The organism is Rhodoluna sp., assembly GCF_024639375.1.
Taxonomy (GTDB): Bacteria; Actinomycetota; Actinomycetes; order Actinomycetales; family Microbacteriaceae; genus Rhodoluna.
Genome location: NZ_JAHEIM010000001.1, coordinates 20,555 through 45,206 on the forward strand (window position 1 = coordinate 20,555; position 24,652 = coordinate 45,206).

Here is a 24,652-nt window from a genome sequence, read left to right on the forward strand (position 1 = left end):
AAACATAGCAGGCAAAAGTTATGGCAAATGAAGCGACTTGCCAACCAAGGCGAAGCCAACAAAGCTCACGGCATCTAACACAAAGTGTGCAACCACCAGTGGCATTACTCGACCCCAGCGGCGATAGGCCCAACCAAAAACCAAGCCCATGGCAACGTTGCCAATAAAGCCACCAAACCCTTGATAAAGGTGGTAGCTGCCTCGAATCAAAGCCGAACCCAGCAACTGCCAACGAAAACTCACGCCGAGTTTCTCGAGCCGATCAAAAAGGTAGCCAACCATGATCACTTCTTCGAGAAGTGCGGCGCGAACTGCTGCCAGCAGCAACACCGGCACCGCCCACCAATAGCTCGGCAACTCGGCCGGCACAACCTTCGACGACCAACCCAAGATTCGCGCCAGCAAATAAAGCCCGATTCCGGGCACACCAATCAAAGCCGCCAGCGCCAAGCCGCGAACCGCACTTTGGCCGAACCGCGCGAAATTCAAGCCGATTCGGGCAAATGGATTTCCGTTGGTTTGCCAAAGCAAAAACAGCGCCAGGGCCACCGGCGCCAGGCCAAAACCTATCCCAAGCAGTTGATAGGTGAGGTCGAGCCATTCACGTTGGGCCATCGAGGGGTTGAGTGTGGTCACTTGGTTTGCCAGGCCGCTCGGGGCAGTGAGCTTGGCAATCAGTGAAACTATCGAATAAACCGCGGATGCGCCCAGGCTCAGGGCAAAGACAATGGCGAGCTCGGCTACCAGTGGCTTACGGGCGGTCGTCAATTGAACATTCCTTGGTGCCACCAGGCAAACGGTGGCGATTCTTGGCAACCCAGGCATAAACCAACGCCGAAACAGGGGAGTAGAAGGTAATTAGAGAACCCAGCAGGCGCCAGCCGTAGGTGGGTTGTTGGCTCAGAATCCAGGCTGCTGCGCGGTGGCCACCCAAGCGTTTTTCGCCATCAACCAGCCAAATCTGCTCGCGAACCTGAGCTTCGGTCAGGCCGTAATCTGCGGGGTTTATTTTTTGAAACGCCACATAGCGACTGAACCAGGGCAGGTGATCGATGCCCCAGCGCAGTGACTGGCGACAAAAGGCGCAATCGCCGTCGTAGATAAGGGTCGCAGACTCGTTCACGGTTCTAGGCTAACCCCGTTTGGGCAGTTAGAATGTAGGTGCAGGGGCCTCAAAGATGCAGTTCTGCACCCCCTAATTTCATTAAACGCGCAGGCAAAAAATCTCGCGCGCTCAAAAGAGGATGTTCTTATGGCTCAGGCCACCAGAGATGATTTGCGTAACGTAGCGATTGTTGCCCACGTAGACCACGGAAAAACCACACTTGTTGACGCGATGCTTCGCCAGACCGGTTCATTCAGCGACCACGCCGCAGTGGGCGAACGCGTAATGGACTCAGGTGACCTTGAGCGCGAAAAGGGAATCACCATTCTTGCCAAGAACACCGCGATTGCCTACAAGGGCGAGCACTCTGGCGGCAAAGAAATCACCATCAACGTTATTGACACCCCAGGCCACGCCGACTTCGGTGGCGAGGTTGAGCGCGGTCTTTCAATGGTTGACGGCGTTGTGCTTTTGGTTGACGCATCTGAAGGTCCACTGCCTCAGACTCGCTTCGTATTGCGCAAGGCGCTTGAGTCAAAGCTTCCAGTGATCTTGTTGGTTAACAAGACTGACCGCCCGGATGCTCGCATCGACGAGGTTGTAGAAGAGACTCACGACTTGCTATTGGGTCTTGCATCTGATCTTCACGACACTGTTCCAGATCTAGACATCGACGGCATTCTTGAGTTGCCAATTATTTATGCATCTGGTCGCGCTGGTATTGCATCACTTACCAAGCCTGCCGATGGCACCATGCCTGAGGGCGAAAACCTTGAGCCACTATTTGGCGCAATCATGAAGTACATCCCGGCTCCAAAGTACGACGACGAGGCTCCACTTCAGGCGCACGTCACCAACCTTGACGCATCTCCATTCTTGGGTCGACTTGCGTTGCTTCGTATTTTCAACGGAACTCTTAAGAAGGGTCAGCAGGTTGCTTGGGTTCGTCAGGATGGCACCACTCAGAACGTAAAGATCACTGAGCTTCTAAAGACCAAGGCGCTTGAGCGTTTTCCAACCGAAGAAGCTAACCCAGGTGACATCGTTGCGGTTGCCGGCATCGAGGAGATCACTATCGGTGAAACTTTGGCCGACCCTAACGACGTTCGCCCGTTGCCAATGATCACCGTTGACGACCCAGCTATCTCTATGACGATTGGTATTAACACCTCGCCATTGGCTGGTCGCGTCAAGGGTGCAAAGGTAACTGCACGTCTCGTGAAAGACCGTCTAGACAAAGAGCTAATCGGTAACGTGTCAATCAAGGTTTTGCCTACCGAGCGTCCAGACGCTTGGGAAGTTCAGGGTCGTGGAGAGCTTGCTCTTGCGATTTTGGTTGAGCAGATGCGTCGCGAAGGTTACGAGCTAACCGTTGGTAAGCCTCAGGTAGTTACCAAGCGCGTCGATGGCAAGTTGCATGAGCCTTACGAAGACCTAACCATCGATGTTCCAGAAGAGTTCTTGGGTTCAATGACTCAGCTACTTGCTGCTCGCAAGGGTCAGATGAAGAACATGGTTTCTAACTCAACCGGTTGGACGCGCATGGAGTTCCGTGTTCCGAGCCGCGGACTTATTGGTTTCCGCACCGAGTTCCTAACTCAGACCAAGGGAACCGGTATTGCTAACGCAATTTCAGCTGGATACGACGCCTGGGCAGGTGAGATTGTGACTCGCAACAACGGTTCACTAATTGCTGACCGTGCCGGTGTAGTTACTCCGTTTGCGATGATTGGTTTGCAAGAGCGTGGTTCATTCTTCGTTCAGCCAACCAGCGAGGTTTACGCGGGAATGGTTGTTGGCGAGAACTCACGCGCCGACGACATGGACATCAACATCACCAAGGAAAAGAAGCTCACCAACATGCGTGCAGCTTCTTCTGACGAATTCCAGTCACTAACCCCACCACGCACTTTGTCGCTAGAAGAGTGTCTTGAATTCGCTCGTGAAGATGAGTGTGTTGAGGTTACTCCTGAGGCAACCCGCATTCGCAAGGTTGAGCTAGATGCAAACGTTCGTGCGCGTCTATACTCACAGCGCAAGAATGCCAGCGACTCTAAATAAGTCTTAAAAAGAAAATCCCTGCCGAATTATTCGGCAGGGATTTTTTATTTTGAAGTTTGCGCCTTAGGCAGCAACCTTCTTCTTGGTCTTTGAACGGTTCCAGAAGATGATTGCGGTTGGAATGAAGTACAGCGCCCATACCAAAGTTTCTAGTTGGCTCGGTGTTGCTCTAAAGCTGATTGTGCCGCGAAGAATTGTGTCGAGCACGCCACCCTTGACTACAACGTTGCTCACGTCATAGCTGGTTGCAGTTAGGAACGGCAAGAAGCCGATCTCTTGGAATTCGTGAATGCCGTAAGCCAAAATGCCAGCAGCAACAATCACAAGGAATGCGCCGGTGTATTTGAAAAATACGCTGAGGTTTAGTTTCACAGCACCGCGGTAGATGAAGTAGCCAAGCACTGCCGCGGTGAGCAATCCCAAGATTGCACCGAACACAGGGTTGGTGTCAGTGCCGGTCGAACGAGCGGCACTCCAGATGAACACGGAAGTCTCGGCGCCTTCACGAATCACTGCAAAGAATGCCACCGCGGTAAGGCCAACGGCTGAACCTTCTTTAACCTTGTCGATGCGGCCACGAAGATCGCCTCCCAGGTTCTTGCTCTGCTTGGCCATCCAGAAAATCATCCAGGTGACGAACACCACGGCAATAATCGAGGCCGAACCGGCGATGATTTCGTTGGTTCCTTCTGGAACCTCTTGCACCACATAGGTCAAGAAGACGCCAATGCCGATCGAAACCAAAATTGCTGAAATCACTCCCACCCACAGGGCACGCAGGCCTTTGTGCTGGCCCAGTTTCACTAGGTAGGCAACGAGGATGCCAACGATGAGGGCGGCTTCAAGGCCTTCGCGAAGGCCGATCAAGAAGTTAGCGAGCAATTGATTTTTACCTTTCAGGGGGATTACTTAGGTAACACTAAGTTAGGCAACCCTAAGTTGGCAAGGATTATTTCCAAATCACATAAAGTGTTTGTATGGCCAAGCCTCAATTCAACCCAACACGACTGCTTATTGTTCACGCGCACCCAGATGACGAGAGCCTTTACACCGGTCACATCATTGCCGACCGCATCGCGAAGAAATCCGAGGTGATGGTTTTGACCCTCACTCGCGGTGAACGCGGCAAGGTGAAGCTTGCCGAGCTAAAGCCTCTAGAGGGCAATTTTGCGGCCATGGGTGCGTTTCGCCGCACCGAACTTATCGAGGCGCTAAAGGCTTTCGGCCCAGTGAAGCACGCATTTGCCGGCACCCGCGCCTACCTAGATTCAGGCATGCGCATCAACGCTTTTGGCAAACCAATCAAACCTAAAAACTTGGATGAGCTCGCGCTCTCGGCCGCTTCAAACTCCGTTATTGCAGACGATGTGGTGAAAGCGATTCTCGAATTTAAACCGGACGCGGTGCTCACCTATAACCGCCGCGGGGGATTTGGTCACCCAGATCACAAGAAGGCCTACGAAGCATCTGCCATGGCGGTGCGCGAGGTTGCCCGTCAAACTAAGCGAGCACCACAGTTTTGGGTCGTTGCCGAACCACGAGAGAAATTTGATGCCGAAATTGGCGACGCCAAAACCGCGCTGATTAAGAAATCCGCACTCGAAGCTCATGCCAGTCAGGTAGCAGTCAGTGCCGAGACCTACTCGGTGGTGCCGGGCAAATATGTTCGTTATGACCGCCCAGAGCGCGTGCGGCTTGCTCATCCAAGTTCGATTGCTCAGTTCAAGCCCTTCTTAACTTTCTTTTGGGCGTTGCCGCTGGGTGTAATTTTTGGCCTCTTTGGCACCTTGATTCACCTGGTGCGCGCAAACGACGATTCATCAACACCTATTGGTTTGGTGGTTGCGCTTGCCATGACTGGCTCTGCCGCTCTGGCCCTGCGATTGCTTCGTGGCTCTCGAGGCGCACTCTATGTATTCAGCGGCGCTTTAACTGCGACTGTTTTTTGGATGGCACAGCGACAAATTGGTGGCGAAGTATTTATCCCAGACCAGCTGCTTAGCAATATTTGGGCCTACGGTTCAATCGGTGTTTGTGCGCTAGTGATTATTTTTCCGAAAATTCAGGCTGGCGCGTGGCGCCGCAGTTCTCGTGGCCACCGTTAATATAGAGACCAGTAATCGAGAGGGTTCAAAGTGACTTACGTAATCGCGCTGCCATGTGTAGATGTTAAAGACAAGGCATGCATCGAGGAGTGCCCGGTTGACTGTATCTATGAAAGTGACCGCATGCTTTACATCCACCCAGATGAGTGCGTTGACTGTGGTGCCTGTGAGCCTGTTTGCCCAGTAGAAGCGATTTACTACGAAGACGACCTCCCAGCTCAGTGGTCTGACTACTACAAGGCCAACGTTGAGTTCTTCAACGAGGTTGGCTCACCTGGCGGCGCTGCCAAGGTTGGCGTCATTCCTGGTGACCACCCAGTGGTTACCGCTCTTCCACAACAGGCTTAATTCTCGTGTTCGACCGCTTGCCGGAGTATCCGTGGGAGCAACTAAAGCCATATTCAGCTAAAGCTGCAAAGCATGCCGGCGGTGCAGTTGATCTTTCAGTCGGTTCACCAGTTGATCCAACTCCATCGATCATTCAAGATGCGCTAAACGCATCATCAAACGCGCCGGGATACCCATCTACCGGCGGCTCGCTCGAATTTAAAAATGCCGTTGTTGAATGGTTTGCACGACGTCGCGGTGTTGTTGGCCTAACCGCCGATCAAGTTATGCCAACCATTGGTTCAAAAGAATTGATTTCGTGGTTGCCACTGCTTATGGGTCTTGGTCCTGGCGATGTTGTGGTTCAGCCAAAGGTTGCTTACACCGCCTATGTCGTTGGTGCCGCAATGTGTGGTGCCGAAATTGTTTCTGAAGACGACCCAGCACAGTGGCCGGCAAACGCAAAACTAATTTGGATTAATTCACCCGGCAACCCTGATGGTCGCGTTCTTGACGTTGCCGAAATGAAAGCAGCTGTTGACCGTGCACGCGAACTTGGCGCGTTGCTTGCGAGCGATGAATGCTACGCAGAACTTGGTTGGGGTGAGTGGTCTGACAAGTTAATTCCGAGCGTGCTCGACCCTCGCGTTTGTGGTGGTTCACACGAAGGAATTCTTGCGGTTTACTCACTAAGTAAGCAGTCCAACTTGGCCGGTTATCGAGCCGCTTTTGCGGTTGGCGAGGCTTCGTTGATTAAGGCTTTGGTAAACCTGCGCATGCACAGTGGTCTTAACACCCCTGCGCCGGTTCAGCGAGCCATGGTTGTTGCACTTGGCGACTACGAACACGTTGCAATTGCCAAAGAAATTTACCGCGAACGCCGAGAAGTGCTTCTAAGCGCGATTCGTGCCTATGGATTTGAGCTTGCCGACAGCGAGGCTGGCCTTTACCTATGGGCTACTCTCGGTGAGGACTGCTGGAAGACCGTTGATCGCATGGCCGATTTGGGCATCGTTGTGGTTCCAGGCACCTTCTATGGCGAACATTCCACCGACTATGTAAGGTTCTCGATCACCGCAACCGATGACAAAATCGCAGAGGCAGCAACACGCCTTCGTGATGCCATAGGCTTATCCAAGGCCTAATCGGGCATAAAAACAGCACTAGGAGCTTCGATGACCTCGAGCGAAAAAGTTTCACTCACCTATGGCGACATAACCGCCGAGTTTCCAGTAATTTCAGCCGTAGATGGCCACGACGCAGTGGACATTTCGAAGCTAACCGCAACAACCGGTCTTACCGCTTTTGACCCTGGATTCGTAAACACCGCGTCGACCAAATCGGCGATCACATTCATTGATGGCGACAAAGGAATTTTGCGCCACCGCGGTTACCCAATCGAGCAGCTTGCCGGTCACAAGAGTTTTCTTGAGACCTCATGGCTCTTGATTTACGGCGAATTGCCAACTGCCGAGCAGCTCAAGACCTTCGAAGACGAAGTTCGTGAACACACGCTTATCAACGAAGCGCTCAAGAATCTTTTTGAGGCTATGCCACAGAGCGCGCACCCGATGGCAGTTTTGGCAGCCGGTGTTTCTGCGCTTTCAACTTTTTATCAAGACTCTCTCAACACTCACGATGCCGCGCAGGTTGAGCTTTCAACAATTCGTCTGTTGGCAAAGTTGCCGGTGTTGGCTGCCTATGCTCACAAGAACAGCTTGGGCCAGGCTCTTCTATACCCAGACAACTCGTTGTCTTATGTAGAAAACTTCTTGCACTTGAACTTTGGCAACATGGCTGCGCCGTACGAGCAGAACCCGATCGTCACCAAGGCGATGGAAACTCTTTTGGTGTTGCACGCTGACCACGAGCAGAACTGTTCAACTTCAACCGTTCGTCTTGTTGGTTCAAGCCAGGCAAACCTGTTTGCTTCAATCTCTTCCGGCATCAATGCTTTGTTTGGCCCACTGCACGGTGGCGCAAACGAAGCTGTGTTGCAGATGTTGCAAGAGATTCACGATTCAGGCATGAGCGTTCAAGACTTTGTAGACAAGGTCAAGAACAAAGAAGCTGGAATTCGTCTGATGGGCTTTGGTCACCGCGTATATAAGAACACTGACCCTCGCGCACGCATCGTTAAGGCAACTGCCGACCAGGTGCTTTCTGAGCTTGGAGTCAAAGACCCGCTGCTAGACATCGCCAAAGAACTTGAGGCTGCTGCTCTTGCTGATCCTTACTTCCAAGAGCGTCGTTTGTATCCAAACGTTGATTTCTACACTGGTGTCATTTACAAGGCCCTCGGATTCCCACCGCACATGTTCACTGCATTATTTGCAGTCGGGCGCTTGCCAGGTTGGATTGCTCACTGGCGCGAGATGAACGCTGATGCAGCCACCAAGATTGGTCGCCCGCAGCAGATTTACATCGGCAAGCCAGAGCGCTCAATCTAGATGTTTAAAAACCCTCCGAGAAATCGGAGGGTTTTTCTTTAGCTCAGCACTTACTTCTTTATTAACCAATACACGACTGTGTTGGTCGGCTACGCCGATTTCGACAGCCAATAAATGACTGTGTCGCCATAAGACTTTTCTTCATCGAGTTCGTAACCCGATGGCAGTTCTGGCATCGGGCTGCGGCTTGAACGCTCAACCATAACAACCGCGTCGTTCGATAGTCGAGGCAACAACGCAGTTAGGTTTTCGGTAACTTCTTCGTTGTCAATTTCGTATGGAGGGTCGATGAAGACCAAGTCGTATTCAAGGGTGTCTTCACCAAGAAACTTGGAAACAGCTTTGTTGGCAACTTTGGTCACCTGGTCAAAGAAGCCCTCTTTTTCCATCGCCTTTTGAATCATCTGGCAGTTCTTAACGCACACTGCGGCGGCCTTGCCATCGCGTTCAACCAACATTGCATAGATGGCCCCACGGCTAACAGCCTCAAGGGCGAGTGCGCCGGTGCCTGCGTATAGGTCAAGCACGCGCAAGCCATCCACGTGATTGCGTGATGAGAGGCGGTTGAAAATTGATTCACGCACGCGATCGCTGGTTGGGCGAGTTGCCTTTGCTGGGCTGGTGAGTTGTCTTGAGCCGGCGATGCCGCTAATGATTCGTGTCATAACTCGCCAAGCCTATCGCTGTGCGCTGCCGCCCGTAGGCGAAGATAGAGGCATGCTGCTTTCGCAAGAACCCCTTGACCGCGTGCTGGGTGACCGCACCGCCAAGTCATTTGCGAAACATCTTGGCCTCAAAACCGTCGCCGATCTGTTGATGCACTTTCCCCGCCGCTATTCCACTCGCGGTGAGCTCACTCCGATAAGCGAGTTGCCAATTGGCGAAACCGCCACCGTGGTTGCCGATATTGTTGACGTCTCCGAGCGTCGAATGAAGGGCCGCGCCGGCAGCATCCTAGAAATTCGAATCACCGACGGCCATGGCTTCATGAGCCTCACATTTTTCAATCAAGCCTGGCGTCAAAAAGAACTTCGGGTAGGTGCCCGCGGATTATTTGCCGGCAAGATTGGCAGCTACCTAGGCAAGTTGCAATTAGCCCACCCCGACTACGAGCTGTTTCCAGATGAAGTTGCCGACGAAGACGCCAAGCGTTGGGCGCAGTTGCCAATTCCGATTTATCCGGCGGCCTCAACCATCACCACCTGGGCGATTCAGAGGGCCATGGCGGTGGTGCTCGACACTCTTTCACCAATCGAAGATGAGTTGCCAGCCGAAGTAGTTCGGCAGCATAACCTGTTGAGCGCAAACGACGCGATTCACAAAATTCATCGCCCCGAGATTCATGATGATTGGCAAAGAGCGCGCGAAACCCTAAAGGTGCACGAAGCATTTTTGTTGCAGGCAACTTTGCTTAAGCGCCGCATAGAAAACCAACATGTGCGCACCACTTCACGTGTTGCTAAATCTGGGGGAGCGCTTGCCAAGTTTGATGCTGCGTTGCCGTTTGAACTAACCAAGGGTCAGATTGAGGTTGGTGCCCAGCTTCAAGAAGATCTCGAAAAAACTCATCCGATGAATCGATTGCTTCAAGGTGAAGTCGGCTCCGGTAAAACCGTGGTGGCACTTCGAGCCATGTTGGCAGTTGCAGATGCCGGCGGCCAATCTGCTTTGCTTGCACCAACCGAAGTTCTCGCCGCTCAACACTTTGCTTCGATGCGAAAAGTATTGGGTGACAGTTTGGCCGACGAAATTGGTCTCACCCTTTTGACTGGTCAACTAAACACCGCAGATCACAAGCGAGCTTTGTTGCAACTTGTCAGCGGCAAGGCACAAGTTGTGGTTGGCACACACGCCCTGATTGCCAACAGGGTGGAATTCTTTGACCTAGGCCTAATTGTGATTGATGAGCAACACCGTTTTGGTGTTGAGCAACGTGAAGCACTGCGACAAAAAGGCAAGCAGCCACCGCACGTTCTAACCATGACGGCAACACCCATTCCACGCACGCTTGCAGTAACAGTGTTTGGTGACCTAGATGTTTCAACGCTCAGCGAATTGCCAAAGGGTCGACAGCCAATTGCTTCGCACATTGTGCAGCTAAACCAACCAGCATTAGTCGCTCGCGCTTGGCAACGCATCGCCGAAGAAGTCGGCAATGGCAAGCAGGCTTTTGTGGTTTGCCCGCGCATCGATGAAGATGACCCAGGCGTCGAGTTAATCGAATCTGGTGGCGCTGCCCAAGAAGATCAAACTTTCTTAGATGGCACCGATGAAGCCGCTGCAGAATTTGCCAAGAAACCAAGGCAACCATTGGCTTCTGCAATCGGCATGACCGAGTCGCTGAAAAATGTTCCGGCTTTGAGTGGGCTAGCCATCGGCACGTTACATGGGCGAATGTCATCCGAAGAAAAAGCCGAAGTCATGGGCAAGTTTCAAAATCGAGAAATCGATGTTTTGGTTTCGACCACCGTTATTGAAGTTGGTGTCGATGTGCCCAACGCAACCGTGATGGTGATTCTCGACGCCGACCGGTTTGGCGTGAGTCAGTTGCACCAACTTCGTGGTCGAGTTGGTCGTGGCACCGACCCAGGCCTTTGCCTAATGCTCACAACCGCCGAAGAGGGTTCGATTGCTCTTGAACGCTTGAGCGCGGTTGCCAAAACTACGGATGGCTTCGAACTCAGCGAGATTGACCTTGAACTTCGTCGCGAGGGAGATGTGCTTGGCGAAAGTCAATCGGGTGGTCGCTCAAGTTTGAAACTGGTTCGCGTGGTTCAAGACGCCAAGTTGATTCAGCAATTGCGCATAGACGCCGAGAAACTGTTTGAGGTCGACCCAACGCTCGAAAAGCACCCGCTGCTTGCCCAGACCCTTGAACTCCAAGATCAAGTGCGCCAAACATATTTAACAAAGGTGTAAATCACGGGACTGTGCCTGAAACACACACTGGGCTAACCTTGAGCCATGTCTTCAATCGCTGTGTATCCCGGCTCATTCGACCCAATCACGCTCGGTCACCTAGATGTTGCCCGCCGTGCCGCCGGAATCTTTGATGAATTGCACATCCTCGTGGTGCACAACCCAGCAAAGTCGCCGCTGTTTTCTAGCGAAGAGCGGGTTGAGTTAATTCGTGCCAGCCTCGGTGAATTGGGTATCCATTCGGGAGCAAAGCTATCCGTAGACACTTTGGATTCTGGTCTGCTCGTGAATTACTGCAAGATGGTCAGCGCCAGCACCATCATTAAGGGGTTTAGAAACAGTTCTGACCTTGATTACGAATTGCCAATGGCTCAGGTGAACAAAGATCTAGCCGCCGTTGAGACGATTTTTATGGCTTCGGCCCCAGAACATGGCTTGGTTTCAAGCAGTTTGGTCAAGCAGGTGGCCGAACTCGATGGCGATGTTTCGAAATATGTTTCGCGGGCAGTGGCTCGTGCGTTAGCCTCTTCTTCGGCTAATCGAAAGGGCTAAATCATCATGGCGAACACTGAATATCAAATCTCAGTGCGCGATCTGATGCACAAACCCGGCCAGATGCGCGAATACAAGCTTGATATCGTCACCCCAGAAGACATGGGCGAGGGCATTGCCAAGGTTTCAAAGGGAGTTGAGCTCGACCTTGACGTTCGTTTGGAGTCAGTTCACGAGGGCATTTTGGCCACCGGTGAGGTCTTTGTAGATGCTGATGCCGAGTGCAGTCGCTGCCTCGACCCGCTAACTGTGCCTATTGAGGTAGATTTTCAGGAACTTTTCGCCTATTCTTTAACCAACGAGGATGACTCAGTTGTTGAAGACGAGCAAATCGATCTTGATCAAGTCATCCGTGACGCGGTAGTTCTAAACCTTCCGTTCCACCCACTTTGTTCAGAAGACTGTCCTGGTCTTTGCGCGGAATGCGGTGTGAAGATGGCCGACAATCCGCACCACGTGCACGAAGCCCCGATTGATTCGCGGTGGAACGCCCTAGAAAGCTTCACGAAAAAGGAAGAGTAGTACCATGCCAGTACCTAAGAGACGCCTCTCACGTTCACGCACACACGCGCGTCGTTCACAGTGGAAGGCCGCTGAAGTTACCCTGGTGAAGACCATTGAAAACGGCAAGACCGTTTACTCAATGCCTCACCGCGCAAAGCTAGTTGAAGACTCAAACGGCAACGCGCTGTTCCTTGAGTACAAGGGCCGCAAGGTCGCTGACGCTTAAGACTTTTTAAGTCACGCGATGGACGTTCTTTGCACTCGCTTAGGCGTTGACCTCGAGCCTCAGTTGCTCGAACTCGCATTGACTCACCGCTCATATTCATATGAGCATGGCAACCTACCCAACAACGAACGCCTCGAATTTCTCGGGGACTCGGTGTTGGGTTTCGTTGTTACGGCACACATTCACGATTTGCTCACCGATTTGCCTGAAGGCGAATTAACCAAAGTTAAAAACGCGGTGGTGTCTGCGCGCGCTCTAGCTTCGATTGCCGGTGACCTCGGCATTGGCGAATTCATGCGACTCGGCAAAGGTGAAGAGCAAACCGGTGGCCGCACCAAAATGAACTTGCTTGCCGACACCTTCGAAGCAATCCTGGGCGCCATCTATGTTTCTAAGGGTCTAGACGCCGCACAAGAGTTTGTCGCGCGTTTTGTTTTTCCATTGCTTGAGGACACCGATGCGCTTCGTGAAAACAGTGACCCAAAAACCACTTTGAACGAGCGCCTGCAAGCTCTGGGCAAGCCAATCGCAAATTACGAAACCACTCACGAAGGCCCAGACCACGACCGGGTTTTCTTTGCCAAAGTTTTTGTTGACGAAAAACAAATTGGCTCCGGCCAAGGTCGCACTCGCAAGGGTGCCGAAACCGAAGCTGCCATCGACGCCCTCGTTTCGCTTTAGTCCATGCCTGAACTTCCAGAAGTAGAAACCGTTCGCGCCGGCTTGGCGCCTGCGCTCACCAATGCAAAAGTCACCGGCGTGGATGTTCTCGACGCGCGATCGCTAAAGCGTCACCCGGGTGGCGTCGAAGATTTTAAGCAGACGCTGATTGGCGCAAAGATTTTGGGCGTGGTTCGTCGTGGCAAATTTCTTTGGTTGCCAATCGAGGTCAAAGGCACAACGCAAAAACTTGCGCTGGTTGGTCACTTGGGCATGAGCGGGCAAATGTTGCTTCGCAGCCCAGGCGCATCCGAAGACAAACTCACCCGCGTGGTGATTCACGCCAAGTGCGCCGATGGCGAAAAAGTTGAATTTCGTTTTATCGATCAGCGCATTTTTGGTTCGTTGGCGATTGATGAATTAATTGAAACCTCGGATGGCAAGCCCGGTGGTTTTAGCGCCGGGGTAGGGCTCGGTCAGTACTGGCAGAACATGATTCCTCGCCAGGCGGCGCACATCACCCGTGACCCTTTGGACGAAGATTTCGACGAACCAGCCGTGCTAGCCAAATTCAAGAAAAAGAATTCGGGAATCAAGCGCGTGCTGCTGGACCAACAAACTTTAAGTGGCATTGGCAACATTTATGCCGACGAGGCGCTGTGGCAGGCCAAGTTGCATTACGACCAGCCTGCAGCTTCGATTTCGAAGGCCAAGGCTAGCGAATTGTTGGCGGCCGTCAAAGACATCCTGGCCAAGGCAGTGGCGCAGGGCGGCACGAGTTTTGACGAGCAATACAAGAATGTGAATGGCGAAAGCGGCTATTTTGCTGTGTCTTTGAACGCATATGGCATGACTGGCCTGCCCTGCAAGCGCTGCGGCCACCCAATCAAGCGTGAAAACTGGATGAATCGCGGTTCGCACCTTTGCCCTAAGTGTCAGAGGCGGCGTGGCTGATGCGGTATTTTGGTTATTCGTGGCTTTTGCCACACTAACCAACAATCAGCGAGGGGCGGGGGAATAGCTTGTATCTCAAGAGCCTCACCCTCAAGGGCTTCAAGTCTTTCGCTCAGCCAACCACTTTCGCGTTTGAAAAAGGCGTTACGGCCGTTGTTGGCCCTAACGGTTCCGGAAAATCAAACGTCGTTGACGCGCTCGCCTGGGTTATGGGTGAGCAAGGCGCCAAGAGCCTTCGCGGCGGCAAGATGGAAGACGTTATCTTTGCCGGCACATCTACAAAGGGCCCGCTAGGTCGCGCCGAAGTTATTTTGACCATCGATAACAGCGATGGTGCCTTGCCAATTGACTACACCGAAGTGACTATTGCTCGAACCTTGTTTCGCAACGGTGGCAGTGAGTATGCAATCAACGGCGATGCTTGCCGCTTGCTAGACGTTCAAGAATTGCTTAGCGACTCAGGTTTGGGTCGCGAAATGCACGTGATTGTTGGTCAGGGTCAGCTTGATTCAGTGCTTCGTGCAACACCTGAAGAGCGTCGTGGCTTTATTGAAGAAGCTGCCGGAATTTTGAAGCACCGTCGCCGCAAAGAAAAAACAGAGCGCAAGCTCGAGGCAATGCAGGCGAACCTGACTCGTTTGAACGACTTGGCCGGCGAAGTTCGTCGTCAACTCAAGCCACTTGGTGCTCAAGCCGAGGTTGCTCGCGAAGCCCAGGGCATTGCTTCGGTGGTTCGCGACGCTAAGGCTCGTTTGTTGGCTGCGGATATTTCAGACCTGCACCGCGCACTCGAAGAAACGGCTAAGAGCGAAGCCGATCGTCGTGGCGAACGCAACATCTTGCAAGAGTTGCTTGCCGAAAACACAGCGCGTTTGGGTCAACTAGAAGCCGCTCAGGTTTCAACCGACCTAGATCAGGCGCGCAATCTTTCTTACCAATTTGATTCACTAGCTGAGCGCTTGCGTTCATTGCTTTCGATTGCCAACCAGCGCGTTGCGTTGCTTGGTTCGCAGGCTGAAGTTGCTGGCGCTCAACTTGACCCAGCAGCTCTTGAAGCAGAGGCTCAGGCTGCAAGCAATGCGGCCGTTGAACTAGCGGCAACTGTTGAAACTCTCAAGGCGGCATTGCACGAGGCTGAAGCTTCGCGCAGCGAAGCTCGTGATGTGCTTGAAAAGTTTGACAACCAGGTTGCCGAGCAAAATGCATTGATTTCTAAGTTCGACCTAGACAAAGCACGCTTGGCAAATGAAGCAACTGTTGCCGAATCTAAGTTGGCGTCTTTGCGCGATGAAGTTGTTCGTCACCAAAGTGCACTGGCCGAGTCACGCGATCGCTTCAATGCGAGCAAGGCTGAGTACGACTCGCTTGAACAGCAATTGCAAAACCAGCAGTCACCGCAAGACAGCGGTCTTGAAGGTCGCTATGAAGCGGCACAAAAAGCTGTTTCAGATGCGGGCGCAAAGATCGAATCACTTCGCGAAGAAATTCACCAGGCAGAGCGTGAGCGCGACTCACTTTCGGCAAAGCGCTCGGCGCTAAACCTAACGCTTGAGCAAAAAGACGGCGCCACCGAATTGTCGGCCGCTGGTCTGCGCGGTATCCGTGGCCTGGTTGCAAGTCACATGAAAATTCAAAATGGTTTCGAGACTGCTATTGCCGCAGCGCTTGGACCATTGGCCGATGCTTTGGTTGCTGACTCTCGCGACGAAGGTCTGGCAGCGATTGAGCACTTGAAGAAGAGCGATGGCGGTCGTGTTGAGCTGATCGTTGCAGACGTCGACGCCAAGGGTGCAGCTAGCAACCTGCCAAATGTTGCCGGTGCTCGTGCGGCTGCGGATGTTGTCGAAGCGCCAACTGGAATTTTGGCGTTGCTAAATAACGTGGTCATCGTTGACGATCTTGACGCAGCGCGCTCGCTTTACAACAGCGACAAGTCAACTCTGAAATTAGTTTTGATTACTCGCGATGGCGATGTTCTTACTGAGTCGGTTATTCGCGGTGGTTCATCAAGCAAGCCTTCGAAGCTTGAGCTTGTTGCAGAGCGCGATGCTGCTGAGACTCGTCTGGTTGAAGTAAACGACCACATCGAGAAATCACGCGCCGAATTGGCGCAGGCTCGAGCTACCGAAGATGCCGCAAAAGTTTCTGCCAAAGAGGCATTGGCTGCACTAAATGAATATGACGCCGTGCTTGCTGGCAACGCTGAAAAGCTTGGTCGTTTGCGTGTTCAAGTTGAAGCTGCTCAGGCTGAAGTAGACCGCTTGGCTCAGGTTGCCGCGACTGCAGAGTTTGCAATTGCCGAAGCCTCGAGTGCACTTGCCACCGCGGTTGAAGCGCACGATGAATTTGCTGCGCAAGAGCGCCCTGAACTTGATTTGGCCAACCGTCAAACTTTGGCTGACAACCTTGAGCAAGAGCGTCAGCGCGAGTTGGATATTCGCATTGAACTTGGCGCAGCGGTCGAGCGTTTGCGCGTAGAGCAAGAACGTGCAACTTCGCTTCAGTCACAAATTGCCGAAGCACGCGAAGCTATTGAGCGTGCCAAGATTGCGGCCGCTGCACAACAGCGTCAATTGCAGTCGGCAAAACGAGTGCTGCACGCTTTGCCGAACTTTATGAACGCAGTTGCCGACAGCGCATCTCAGGCAAAGCTTCGTTTGCACGAGCTGGAATCTGCGCGCGCAAACCAGAACGCCGAACTTGTGAAGCTTCGCGGCGAAACCGCAGAGATTCAAATGAAACTTGCAGGCCTCACTCAGAGCGTGCACGACATGGAACTTGCCAACCACGAGAAGCGCCTGACCTTGGCCAACTTGGTATCGCGTTCAAACGATGAACTTGGCCTTGAGCAGTCGATCTTGCTCGAAGAGTATGGCCCAGACAAGTTGATTCCAGACGAAGAAGCAGAATCCGGCAGCAAGCCATTTGTGCGCGAAGAACAGCAGAAGCGCTTGAAAGATGCTGAGCGTTTGTTTGAGAAGCTTGGCAAGGTCAACCCATTGGCTCTTGAAGAATTTGCGGCGCTCGAACAGCGCCACAAGTTCTTGACCGAGCAGCTTGCTGACTTAACTCAGACTCGCAAAGACTTGCTACAGATCATTGAAGACCTTGACTCGAAGATGCAAACAATCTTTGCCGAGGCCTTTGAAGACACCCGCAAGGCTTTTGAAGAAGTGTTCCCAACCTTGTTCCCTGGCGGAACCGGTTCGATTTTCTTGACAAACCCTGAGAGCTTGTTGACCACTGGCCTCGAGGTCACCGTGAAGCCTGCCGGTAAGCGCATCGAGCGCCTGTCATTGCTTTCGGGTGGTGAGCGTTCGCTTGCAGCGGTGGCACTTATGGTTGCAATCTTTAAGGCGCGCCCTTCACCGTTCTATGTGATGGATGAGGTTGAAGCCGCACTTGACGATGCCAACCTTGGCCGTTTGTTGCAGATTTTTGAAGACCTGCGCACCAACTCGCAGTTGATTATCATCACGCACCAGAAGCGCACCATGGAGATCGCGGATGCGCTCTATGGCGTTTCAATGCGTCAAGACGGTGTGTCAGCAGTTGTTGGCCAGCGTCTTATTGAGAAGGAATAGTCATGGGCTTTCTCTTCTGGAAGAAGAAGCGCAAGGATGAGCCTGAAGTTGCGGCACCGGTTGAAGTAATCGACGTGGTTGTCGAAGATGCTGTAGTCGAAGAAGTTATCGCTGCCGAGCCGGAGCCAACTCCTGTAGTAGTTGTACCGGAACCTGAACCAACGCCGATTGTTGTTGTTGCCGAACCGGAACCCGTAATAGTTGCCCCGGTTGCTCCAGCGCCGGTCATCAATGTTCCAGTCGAAGTCGCACCGGCTCCAGAAGTAGTCGAAGAACTAGAAGCCGTTGAACTTCCAAAACGCAGCGCCCGCAAAGGAATCCGTTCACTTTTTTCTCGCATCAAGTTTGATCCGGCAAATCTGGATGACCTCGAAGATATCTTGATTCAAGCCGACTTTGGCGTGGATGCTTCAAGCGCCATTGTTGATGAAGTCAAAGCCGCTGCAAAGAAGCAGGGTGCAAAATCCGAGGCAGATTTGAAGAAAATCTTGGCTCAAATTATTGCTGCCAATTTGGAACACCCAGCCAAAGCTCTGAACCTGAGCGACGGCAAGTTGCCTTATGTGTTTTTAGTTGTCGGTGTGAATGGTGTTGGCAAAACCACCACCATCGGCAAACTAGCAAAGTGGATGACCGAGGGTGGCTGGAAAGTTGTGATTGGCGCAGCCGACACATTTAGAGCAGCGGCGGTTGATCAGGTGGCTACTTGGGCCGAACGCGCCGGTGCCCAAATTGTGAAGCCAAAGCTTGAAGGGCAAGACCCAGCTGCCGTTGCATTCGAAGCGGTAGAAGCGGCAATTAAATCAGAAGCCGACGTTCTTATCATCGACACTGCAGGTCGCTTGCAAAATAAAAAAGACTTGATGAACGAACTCGACAAGATTCGTCGCGTGGTTGAGAAGCAGGCTTCGATTGCCGAAGTTCTTTTGGTGCTAGATGCAACTACTGGCCAAAACGGTCTGACTCAAGCAAAGGCTTTCACCGAGGTTGCCAACGTAACCGGGGTAGTGCTAACCAAACTCGATGGCACAGCCAAGGGTGGCATTGTTTACTCAATTCAGCGCGAACTTGGAATTCCTGTAAAACTAGTTGGCGTTGGTGAAGGAATCGAAGACTTTGCGTTCTTTGACGCCCAAGAGTTCGCCAACGGATTAGTTAGCTAAGGAGTAGCGGTTGTTCGGCAATCTTTCTGATCGTCTCGTCGAGACGTTTAAGAACCTGCGCAGCAAAGGCAAACTAAGCCCTGCTGACATTGACGCAACCCTTCGTGAGATTCGCCGTGCCCTGCTCGAAGCTGACGTAGCTCTCGAAGTTGTTAAAAATTTCACCGCCGCAGTTCGCGAGCGTGCCCTTGGTGACGAAGTATCAAAAGCTCTTAACCCAGCCCAACAAGTTGTGCAGATTGTTAACGATGAACTCGTCACCATTCTGGGTGGGCAGCAGCGCAAACTAACTTTTGCAAAAACCGCACCAACAGTAATCATGCTTGCCGGTTTGCAGGGTTCTGGTAAGACCACCCTCGCCGGAAAACTTGCCAAGTGGTTGAAAGACCAAGGTCAAACTCCAATTTTGGTTGCGGCTGACTTGCAGCGACCTAACGCCGTCAACCAATTGCAGGTTGTTGGTGAGCGCGTTGGTGTTCCAGTGTTTGCTCCAGAGCCAGGCAATGGCGTGGGCAACCCAGTATCCGTAGCAAAAGATTCGATCAAGCACGCCAAGCAAAAAATGTTCAGCGTTGTCATCGTCGACACCGCAGGTCGTTTGGGCATCGATGAAGAGTTGATGACCCAGGCTAAAGATATTCGCAAGGCCGTGGACCCAGACGAAGTTCTTTTCGTAATCGACTCAATGGTTGGTCAAGATGCGGTCAACGTTGCCAAGGCATTTGAAGACGGCGTTGGCATCACCGGCGTTGTGCTCACCAAACTTGATGGCGATGCTCGCGGTGGTGCGGCGCTTTCGGTGGCCTCGGTTACCGGCAAGCCAATCATCTTCGCTTCAAATGGCGAGGCCATGGATGCCTTCGAGCCGTTCTACCCAGACCGCATGGCAAGCCGCATTTTGGACATGGGTGACATTCTCACTCTGATTGAGCAAACTCAAAAGCAGTTTGATCAAGAAGAAGCTCGAGCCATGGCCGAGAAGATTGCCAAAGAGACCTTCACTCTTGAGGACTTCTTAGACCAGATGCAGCAGATCAAAAAGATGGGCTCGCTCAAAAACATGCTGGCCATGATGCCGGGTGCCGGCCAAATGCGTCAGCAACTTGAAAACTTTGACGAAAAAGAAATCGACCGCACCGAGGCAATCATTCGCTCGATGACTCCGGCAGAACGCCGCCAGCCAAAAATTCTCAACGGTTCCCGACGCTCACGCATCGCTCGTGGTTCGGGAATGACCGTGACCGACGTGAATTCGCTGGTTAATCGCTTTGAGCAAGCGGCCAAGATGATGAAGGGCATGGCTAAGGGTGGCGGTATGCCGCAAATGCCTGGAATGCCGCCGATGCCTGGCCTGGGTGGCTTTGGTGGCTCAAAAGCCAAGGGCAAAGACAAGAAAAAGGGCTCAAAATCGGGCAACCCAGCCAAGCGCGCAGCCGAAGAAGCCGCCCGCGGCCTTGGCCAAAAGCCTGCACCCGGCACTGACGGCACCGCGGGATCATCCTTCGGGCTTTGAAACTCGTGGCTTGACTAGCGCTGAAGGGCAAAGTCTGGCAGAATAGAGCGGTTGTCGCCGTTTGACCCTCTAACCAAACGATTACGACAACCCCTAGAGCTTTTTCTACCGAGTGTGCCCCCACGCTCACGGTTGAACGTTCGCCTCAATACGAATAATCAGGAGCAATCGTTGGCTGTTAAGATCCGCCTAAAGCGTCACGGAAAAATCCGTGCACCTCACTACCGCATCGTGGTAGCAGACTCTCGTACACACCGTGACGGTCGTGTAATCGAGGAGATCGGTCGTTACATTCCGACCGAAAACCCATCTTTCATCGAAGTTAACTCTGAGCGCGCTCAGTACTGGCTTGGCGTTGGCGCACAGCCAACCGAGCAGGTCGCTGTGTTGCTAAAGCTGACTGGAGACTTCCAGGCTTCAAAGGGTGACAAGAACGCAAAGAACACCGTTCAGGTGAAGGCTGCAAAGCCAGAGTTCGTAATTGACTCAAAGAAGAAGACTGTTCTGATTCCTAAGGATGAACTAGCTGCGAAGAAGGCTGCACCTGTAGCCGAAGAAGCAGCAGCTGTTGAAGAAGTTGCTGCAGAAGCAACCGAAGCAGCAGTTGAGACTCCTGCAGTTGAAGAAGTAGCTGCAGAGGCACCTGCTGCAGAAGCAGAAGTTGTTGCCGAAGCACCTGCTGAAGAAGTTGCTGTTGAAGCTGCACCTGCAGCTGAAGCCGCTGAATCAACCGAGGCTTAATAAGTGCTAGCCGCTGCGCTCGAACACCTAGTTAAAGGAATCGTCGACAATCCTGACGACGCCACTGTAACTGCACGCTCAACCTCGCGAGGAGACTTGCTTGAGGTTAACGTGCACCCAGATGATCTGGGTCGCGTGATCGGGCGCAACGGCCGCACTGCCAAAGCGTTGCGCACCGTTGTCAACGCCCTAGCCGATGGCAAAAAAGTCCGCGTAGACGTGGTGGACACCGATTTCTAGCAAGACAACGCTCCGAGTTGGCCGTCTGGTCAAGGCCCACGGCCTAAAGGGAGCGTTCAAACTTGAGCTTTATACCGATAGCCCCGACGAGCGTTTTAAGCCCGGAGCTGTTCTGGACCTTCAGGTTCCTGACACCTCACCTTGGTTTGGTAAAACCGTCACGGTAAAAGAACTGCGTTATTACAACCAGTCACCGGTGCTATTTCTAAACGAAGCCGAAGACCGTGATGCGGCCGACACTCTTGTCAAAGCAATCCTTTTGGTAAATGCCGATGTCGAGGCGTTGCCAGCCGAACCAGACGCTTGGTACGACCACCAGCTTGTTGGTTTGCGCGTTCTTCGTGGAGGTGTCGAGGTTGGCAAAGTTATTCGCGTTGATCACTTGCCAGCACAAGACTGCCTGGCCATCGAGACAGCCACCGGCGAAGTGTTATTGCCGTTCCTAAAGATTTTTGTGCCTACCGTTGACATCACCAAGGGTGAAGTCACCATCACACCTCCGGGTGGCTTGTTCGAAGAGTTGCCAGAGAACTAATCATGCGCATCGATGCCGTCACAATCTTTCCGGACTATTTCAAGGCGCTCGATCTTTCGCTTTTGGGTAAGGCCCGCGAAAAAGAACTTATTGAACTAAACGTTCACGACCTGCGCGACTTCACGCATGACAAACACAAAACTGTGGATGACAGCCCGTATGGCGGCGGTGCTGGCATGTTGATGAAGCCTGAACCGTGGGGAGAAGCCCTGGACTCGGTGTTAGCCGAAGATGGCAGCTCGATCGCGATTTTCACTTCGCCGGCCGGTGAGCAATTCAAGCAGGCCACCGCTTATGAGTTGGCCAACGCAAAGCATATTGTTTTTGCCTGTGGGCGCTACGAAGGCATTGACCAACGCGTGGTTGACTACGCGCAAACCAAGGCTCAGGTTCGCTTGATCAGCCTGGGTGACTACGTTCTCAATGGCGGTGAGGTGGCTGCCCTAGCCATGATCGAAGCCATCGCACGCTTGATTCCAGGTGTAATCGGCAATGCCGAAAGCCTCACCGAAGAATCACACACCGATGGCTTGCTCGAATACCCGAGCTACACCAAACCGGCGTCCTGGCGCGGATTTGATGTGCCCGAGGTTCTCACCAGCGGAAACCACGCAGCGATTGCTGCCTGGCGCAAACAACAGCAAATTGAGCGCACTCAGCGCGTTCGCCCAGACCTGCTTTCTGAATAGCCTCGCCTTGCCGTTTGCCCATCCGCGGGCTAAACTAGTGAGGTTGTTCGCCTTAGACGCTCTGCCACAGGGGAGCCAGGCAATATGAATAACAAACCATCAATTACTTACCCGTTGTTGACCTGTGAGCAGTAACAGAAGGCGAAACAAATGAACATTCTTGACTCAGTCGACTCAGCGTCTCTTCGCACCGACATCCCAGCGTTCCGCGTTGGTGACACCGTAAAGGTTCACGTAAACATCATCGAAGGTAACCGCAGCCGTGTGCAGGTTTTCCAGGGCATCGTTATCCGTCGCTCAGGTGACTCAGTTCGCGAGACTTTCACCGTTCGCAAGATTTCTTTCCAGGTAGGCGTTGAGCGTACCTTCCCAATTCACTCACCAGTTATCGAGAAGATCGAAGTTGTAACTCGCGGTGACGTTCGTCGCGCCAAGCTTTACTTCTTGCGTGAGCTTCGCGGCAAGAAGGCGAAGATCGCCGAAAAGCGCGACAACATCTAATCTGCGATTAACTTTTAATCCATGAGTCACATCGGGCTTCCAGAAGGCTCGCAACACAGAGCACCACGCAGCGCCAAAGCTAGATGGCGTCGAATCAGAAAAAACATTTTTGTTTCCTTCTTTATCGACCTGCTAGTAATTCTTGGTTCTGCGTTGGTGCTTTCGTTGTTAATCAAGACTTTCTTGATTCGATCATTCTTCATTCCGTCAGGTTCAATGCTCGAAACTTTGAAGATCGACGACCGCATCATCGTGAACGAATTGGTGCCGAATGTAATTCCAATCGAACGCGGCGACGTTGTGGTTTTTAAAGATCCCGGCGGATGGCTTGGCCCAATTGAGGCTCGTCAACTTAACCCGTTCGAGGCAACAGCCGAATGGTTCTTGTCTGCGTTTGGAGTCGTTGCGCCTGATAGCAGTCAGCACTTGGTAAAGCGCGTGATCGGTGTTGGCGGCGATCACATCACATGTTGTGATGGCGACGGCAAACTAACCATCAACGGCCACGCCCTCAACGAGCCTTACCTTGCTAAAGACATGCAGCCCTCAAATCTCGAATTTGATATCACAGTGCCTGAGGGTTCAATTTGGGTGATGGGCGACAACCGCAGCAACTCAGAAGACTCGCGCTACCACCAAGACTTGCCAAGCAAGGGTTTTGTAAGCAAAGAATTTATTGTTGGTCGCGCTGTGATTGTTAGCTGGCCTTTTAGCAACTGGCAGTGGTTAGACAACTATCCAAATGTCTTCAAAGATATTCCCAAGCCTTGACCTAGAACGTGAACTCTTTAATCGGGGTTCACGTTTTGTCGTTGGCATGGATGAAGTTGGCCGCGGTGCGATTGCCGGTCCAGTGGCCGTTGGCGTCGCAATCCTAGATAAAAATGATTCGCGAATTAGTGAACCTTGGCCGGCACAGCTACGTGATTCAAAACTGATCAGTGAAAAAGTGCGCAACGCAATTGTTGAACCGTTGCAGCAATGGGTTTCGGGTTCGGCAGTTGGCATGGTGAGCGCTGCCGAAATTGATGAATTGGGCATTGTGGCGGCACTGGCCAAGGCAGGCCAGACTGCGCTGCAAGAGCTGTTGGCAGCTGCGAGCCTGCGGGCAGCAATTGTGGCCGATGGGGCAACCATCATTTTGGATGGATCACATAACTGGCTCGGCGCGAAGGCTTCGGGAATTGATGTTCTAGTGCGCACAAAGGCTGACCGTGATTGCGTTTCGGTTGCCGCCGCCTCGGTGGTGGCCAAGGTGAGTCGCGACAACTTGATGATTGAACTCGCTAAATCGCTGCCGGCCTATGGGCTAGAGGGTCATAAGGGCTATGCCTCGGCTGGCCACATTGAGGCAGTTCGTGCTATTGGCCCGTCTAATGAACATCGAGTGACCTGGTTGACCAAGATTCTGGCCGACGCCGAGCCTGCCGGGCCAGAGGCTTAGACTTTTAGCAATGGACGAGAACGATTTTGACGACTACGACAGAGAAGCTGAGTTAGCTCTCTATCGCGAATATCGCGATGTTGTGGGCACATTTAAATATGTGATTGAAACCGAGCGCCGTTTTTACCTGGCCAATGAGGTTGACCTAAAGCGTGTAGACGCCGCCAACGACTTTTACTTTGAACTCAACATGAAAGATGTTTGGGTTTGGGATATCTACCGCAGTGATCGCTTTGTAAACAACGTGCGAGTGCTCACCTTTAAAGACGTGAACGTCGAAGAACTAACCGGTCAGGTATTTAACTTGCCTAAAGACCTCGCTGTCGGCGAATAGTTTTATCCACAGATTATCCGCGGGATAACCACCGCTCGGCTCGTT

Annotated in this window: 26 protein-coding genes; 22 read left to right on the top strand and 4 right to left on the bottom strand. The window is 52.6% G+C overall.

From position 1 onward, the window contains the following. Positions 1–18 precede the first annotated feature (18 nt). Positions 19–768: a CPBP family intramembrane glutamic endopeptidase gene (locus Q0L28_RS00125; RefSeq protein WP_296629888.1), complete on the bottom strand. Its 750-nt coding sequence runs from the start codon at positions 766–768 to the stop codon at positions 19–21. Then, positions 752–1,123, bottom strand: coding sequence for a DCC1-like thiol-disulfide oxidoreductase family protein (locus tag Q0L28_RS00130; protein WP_296629891.1), 372 nt, complete (start codon positions 1,121–1,123; stop codon positions 752–754). Before Q0L28_RS00130 ends, Q0L28_RS00125 begins: the two co-directional genes overlap by 17 nt. A 129-nt stretch (positions 1,124–1,252) precedes the next feature. Here Q0L28_RS00130 and typA point away from each other — a divergent pair, with 129 nt between their 5' ends. Further along, positions 1,253–3,166, top strand: a complete 1,914-nt coding sequence (gene typA, locus Q0L28_RS00135; RefSeq protein WP_296629893.1) for a translational GTPase TypA — start codon at positions 1,253–1,255, stop codon at positions 3,164–3,166. Positions 3,167–3,229: 63 nt separating this feature from the next. Here typA and efeU read toward each other — a convergent pair whose 3' ends face one another. Beyond that, positions 3,230–4,048: an iron uptake transporter permease EfeU gene (efeU, locus tag Q0L28_RS00140; protein WP_296629895.1), complete on the bottom strand. Its 819-nt coding sequence runs from the start codon at positions 4,046–4,048 to the stop codon at positions 3,230–3,232. 95 nt (positions 4,049–4,143) lie between these two features. On the opposite strand from efeU, the gene Q0L28_RS00145 reads away from it, so the two are divergent. The 4 genes from Q0L28_RS00145 to Q0L28_RS00160 are packed head-to-tail and all read left to right on the top strand — an operon-like array spanning position 4,144 to position 8,048. Continuing rightward, positions 4,144–5,271 carry a PIG-L family deacetylase gene (locus Q0L28_RS00145; RefSeq protein WP_296629897.1) on the top strand — a complete coding sequence of 376 codons (1,128 nt, stop codon included), beginning with the start codon at positions 4,144–4,146 and terminating at the stop codon, positions 5,269–5,271. Between the two features lie 30 nt (positions 5,272–5,301). Further along, positions 5,302–5,619: a ferredoxin gene (gene fdxA, locus Q0L28_RS00150; RefSeq protein ID WP_296629899.1), complete on the top strand. Its 318-nt coding sequence runs from the start codon at positions 5,302–5,304 to the stop codon at positions 5,617–5,619. Next, entirely contained in the window at positions 5,619–6,743 is a 1,125-nt protein-coding gene (dapC, locus tag Q0L28_RS00155) for a succinyldiaminopimelate transaminase (protein WP_296630207.1), read from the top strand. Before fdxA ends, dapC begins: the two co-directional genes overlap by 1 nt. A gap of 30 nt (positions 6,744–6,773) precedes the next feature. After that, on the top strand, positions 6,774–8,048 hold the full coding sequence (locus Q0L28_RS00160) for a citrate synthase (RefSeq protein WP_296629901.1): 1,275 nt from the start codon (positions 6,774–6,776) through the stop codon (positions 8,046–8,048). Positions 8,049–8,137: 89 nt separating this feature from the next. Here Q0L28_RS00160 and rsmD read toward each other — a convergent pair whose 3' ends face one another. Beyond that, positions 8,138–8,713: a 16S rRNA (guanine(966)-N(2))-methyltransferase RsmD gene (gene rsmD / locus Q0L28_RS00165; RefSeq protein ID WP_296629904.1), complete on the bottom strand. Its 576-nt coding sequence runs from the start codon at positions 8,711–8,713 to the stop codon at positions 8,138–8,140. Positions 8,714–8,765: 52 nt separating this feature from the next. Between rsmD and Q0L28_RS00170 the strand changes: the two genes are divergently transcribed. The 17 genes from Q0L28_RS00170 to Q0L28_RS00250 all read left to right on the top strand — a co-directional run bounded on the left by Q0L28_RS00170 (position 8,766) and on the right by Q0L28_RS00250 (position 24,607). Continuing rightward, positions 8,766–10,967 (top strand): ATP-dependent DNA helicase RecG, encoded by a 2,202-nt coding sequence (locus tag Q0L28_RS00170; RefSeq protein WP_296629907.1) that lies wholly within the window; start codon positions 8,766–8,768, stop codon positions 10,965–10,967. A 45-nt stretch (positions 10,968–11,012) separates the two neighbouring features. Continuing rightward, positions 11,013–11,519, top strand: coding sequence for a pantetheine-phosphate adenylyltransferase (gene coaD, locus Q0L28_RS00175; RefSeq protein WP_296629910.1), 507 nt, complete (start codon positions 11,013–11,015; stop codon positions 11,517–11,519). Between the two features lie 6 nt (positions 11,520–11,525). Then, positions 11,526–12,041 carry a YceD family protein gene (locus Q0L28_RS00180; protein ID WP_296629912.1) on the top strand — a complete coding sequence of 172 codons (516 nt, stop codon included), beginning with the start codon at positions 11,526–11,528 and terminating at the stop codon, positions 12,039–12,041. A 4-nt stretch (positions 12,042–12,045) separates the two neighbouring features. Next, complete coding sequence (gene rpmF / locus Q0L28_RS00185; protein ID WP_296629915.1) at positions 12,046–12,249, top strand: 50S ribosomal protein L32; 204 nt, start codon at positions 12,046–12,048, stop codon at positions 12,247–12,249. 18 nt (positions 12,250–12,267) lie between these two features. Next, positions 12,268–12,930 (top strand): ribonuclease III, encoded by a 663-nt coding sequence (gene rnc, locus Q0L28_RS00190; RefSeq protein WP_296629919.1) that lies wholly within the window; start codon positions 12,268–12,270, stop codon positions 12,928–12,930. A 3-nt stretch (positions 12,931–12,933) separates the two neighbouring features. Further along, on the top strand, positions 12,934–13,863 hold the full coding sequence (gene mutM, locus Q0L28_RS00195) for a bifunctional DNA-formamidopyrimidine glycosylase/DNA-(apurinic or apyrimidinic site) lyase (protein WP_296629922.1): 930 nt from the start codon (positions 12,934–12,936) through the stop codon (positions 13,861–13,863). A gap of 68 nt (positions 13,864–13,931) precedes the next feature. After that, on the top strand, positions 13,932–17,447 hold the full coding sequence (gene smc, locus Q0L28_RS00200) for a chromosome segregation protein SMC (protein WP_296629925.1): 3,516 nt from the start codon (positions 13,932–13,934) through the stop codon (positions 17,445–17,447). 2 nt (positions 17,448–17,449) lie between these two features. Further along, entirely contained in the window at positions 17,450–18,610 is a 1,161-nt protein-coding gene (gene ftsY / locus Q0L28_RS00205) for a signal recognition particle-docking protein FtsY (protein ID WP_296629928.1), read from the top strand. 10 nt (positions 18,611–18,620) lie between these two features. Further along, a complete protein-coding gene (gene ffh, locus Q0L28_RS00210) occupies positions 18,621–20,123 on the top strand; it encodes a signal recognition particle protein (protein ID WP_296629931.1) in 1,503 nt (500 codons plus the stop codon). Positions 20,124–20,294: 171 nt separating this feature from the next. Further along, positions 20,295–20,864 carry a 30S ribosomal protein S16 gene (rpsP, locus tag Q0L28_RS00215; RefSeq protein ID WP_296629933.1) on the top strand — a complete coding sequence of 190 codons (570 nt, stop codon included), beginning with the start codon at positions 20,295–20,297 and terminating at the stop codon, positions 20,862–20,864. A gap of 3 nt (positions 20,865–20,867) precedes the next feature. Then, a complete protein-coding gene (locus Q0L28_RS00220; protein WP_296629936.1) occupies positions 20,868–21,104 on the top strand; it encodes an RNA-binding protein in 237 nt (78 codons plus the stop codon). Beyond that, positions 21,097–21,639, top strand: a complete 543-nt coding sequence (rimM, locus tag Q0L28_RS00225; RefSeq protein WP_296630210.1) for a ribosome maturation factor RimM — start codon at positions 21,097–21,099, stop codon at positions 21,637–21,639. Before Q0L28_RS00220 ends, rimM begins: the two co-directional genes overlap by 8 nt. Before the next feature lie 2 nt (positions 21,640–21,641). After that, positions 21,642–22,328, top strand: a complete 687-nt coding sequence (gene trmD, locus Q0L28_RS00230) for a tRNA (guanosine(37)-N1)-methyltransferase TrmD (RefSeq protein WP_296629938.1) — start codon at positions 21,642–21,644, stop codon at positions 22,326–22,328. A gap of 150 nt (positions 22,329–22,478) precedes the next feature. After that, entirely contained in the window at positions 22,479–22,829 is a 351-nt protein-coding gene (gene rplS, locus Q0L28_RS00235; protein WP_296629941.1) for a 50S ribosomal protein L19, read from the top strand. Between the two features lie 21 nt (positions 22,830–22,850). Further along, on the top strand, positions 22,851–23,600 hold the full coding sequence (lepB, locus tag Q0L28_RS00240) for a signal peptidase I (RefSeq protein ID WP_296629943.1): 750 nt from the start codon (positions 22,851–22,853) through the stop codon (positions 23,598–23,600). Then, positions 23,572–24,273, top strand: a complete 702-nt coding sequence (locus Q0L28_RS00245; RefSeq protein WP_296629946.1) for a ribonuclease HII — start codon at positions 23,572–23,574, stop codon at positions 24,271–24,273. Before lepB ends, Q0L28_RS00245 begins: the two co-directional genes overlap by 29 nt. 10 nt (positions 24,274–24,283) lie before the next feature. Then, on the top strand, positions 24,284–24,607 hold the full coding sequence (locus Q0L28_RS00250) for a DUF2469 family protein (protein ID WP_296629949.1): 324 nt from the start codon (positions 24,284–24,286) through the stop codon (positions 24,605–24,607). Positions 24,608–24,652 lie beyond the last annotated feature (45 nt).